This window comes from Lishizhenia sp. (assembly GCF_033720595.1).
Taxonomy (GTDB): Bacteria; Bacteroidota; Bacteroidia; order Flavobacteriales_D; family Crocinitomicaceae; genus Lishizhenia.
This window is the reverse complement of sequence record NZ_JAWWCF010000314.1, coordinates 1-1848: the sequence shown is the minus strand read 5'-3', so window position 1 is coordinate 1848 and position 1848 is coordinate 1. Positions and strand designations below refer to the sequence as shown.

At 36.4% G+C, this 1848-nt stretch carries 2 protein-coding genes; both read right to left on the bottom strand.

Annotated features, from left to right (window positions below):
- On the bottom strand, positions 1-846 hold an 846-nt coding region (gene porV, locus R3333_RS14415), incomplete at its 3' end, for a type IX secretion system outer membrane channel protein PorV (protein WP_318959461.1).
- A 65-nt stretch (positions 847-911) separates the two neighbouring features.
- Positions 912-1848 (bottom strand): T9SS type A sorting domain-containing protein (locus R3333_RS14410; RefSeq protein ID WP_318959460.1); only part of this gene is annotated, 937 nt, incomplete at its 5' end.

Sequence of the window (1848 nt, the reverse complement as noted above, 5' to 3'; positions counted from 1 at the left end):
CTCTAAGTTTACGTAAGTAGGAGGTGTAGGAATCAATAATTTAGAGATATCTGTATTCCAAGTAATGGTGTTGAATTTGTCAATGTCAAAAGTCAACGCTGCTCCAAGTTTTAAGTTGGTAGGCAAGAAATCTCTATCGTTTTCTGTGGTGTATTGAATTTTATTTCCTAGGTTATTTACTGTTAAACCAAAAGCCAGAGCTCCATTGGTACTACCATATTTTACATTCTGATTGAAATATGAGAAAGAAAGGTCAGCAGCACCTGCGATACCTGGAGTTGTAATGGCCCCAGCAGCAGATTGACCAGCCGTTAAGTTTGAGTAAATGAATTTACCATTTAAACCGAGTGAGAATTCGTCGTTCAATTTAAACGCATAAGCTCCTAATATCTCAAATTCCTGAGGCACGTGAGTACGCGTTTCCATACCGTTAGCATCAGTAAAAGTAATTTCACCTAAATTGAAATAACGTAAGGATCCACCAACTGTACTTCTTGCATTTAATTTTTTGAAACCAGACAAAGTAGAGATACTTACATCGTTGGTTATATTTCTTAACCAAGGTGAGTAAGAAAGTCCAATTGCTCCTTCATCTTCTGAAAAAGATAACATAGATGTATTCCAAAAAGTAGAAGCATAAGTTGGAGATAATGCTGTACCTGCATCTCCCATTGCTCCAGATCTTGAGTCTGTTACAATTTGTAAGAAAGGAACTGCTGAAGTAATCGTGTTCAATTGAAGTTCGTCTTCTGTTTTAGGTGCGTCACCACCGTTATCTCCTTGCGAGAAAACACTTCCTGATATTAATAGCGATGTTGCTATAAAAGCTAAATATTTTTTTGTCATTATTTTTTGCATTCAAATGAGCTTGGACAAATATACGGAATTAGTATTCCTTTATTGTACAGGGCTTATAAAAGATATAATTTTTCTATCGCACTTGTCTCTTTCCCGTCAGGTGTTCTCACTTTGATTTTATATATGTAAAGACCTTTTGCTAACTGGTCTCCGAATTCATCTAAACCGTCCCATTTAATACCTTCTGATCTAAATCCATCTGATAAAATTTCTTTATTGATGGTTTTAACCAATATTCCACTAACGGTGTAAATCTCTATTTGTGTCTCGAGTGTTGTGCTTACCTGATTGTGTTCAAAGAAGAACTCCGTGCTCGTAGTAAAAGGGTTGGGGTAATTCAAAACATGTTTCAAAGCAATTTCTTCTCTTTCTTGTACAATGAACTCTATTGTTTTTTCGCTTGAATTGTTGTTGACGTCCCAAGCTTTAAAGGTAAGGGTGTGTCTACCTGGTTCTAATTCATTCAATTGATAGCTTAAAGTTCCACTTTTGTAGGTGTCTAAATCTGCCTCGTAAAAATCATTCAATACAATGAGGTTAGAAGACTCCTCGTCTATGATGGCTGTGATATTGTGTCCAATTCCATTCCCTACGGTGTTGATACCGCTTTCATCATACAATGTTGCTTTTAAAATTGGGGTTTCATCACTTAAGCCTCCGTTAACGAAAGAATCATCGTTCAGGAATAATTCTATTTCTGGACCTATGTTATCTTCAAAACCAGAAGTATCTATCCCGCCCACATAAAATAACTGGTTGGAACCACCTGCCGACTGCGTGGTATTGTAAAAGTAATCACTTGATTTACCAAAGCCGAAATTGTAATTGATGTCTTTTGGTACTATGAATTCGTAAGAAAACTGTCCATTGGTTACCGTACTTTTACCTTTGTATAACTTGTTAATTTGTTGCTGGTAAGTGGTCGGTGTTGCTAGGTCATTCCCGAGGGTAACATAGTCTTTCTTTTTATCGAAAATGGTGTTTTCTATT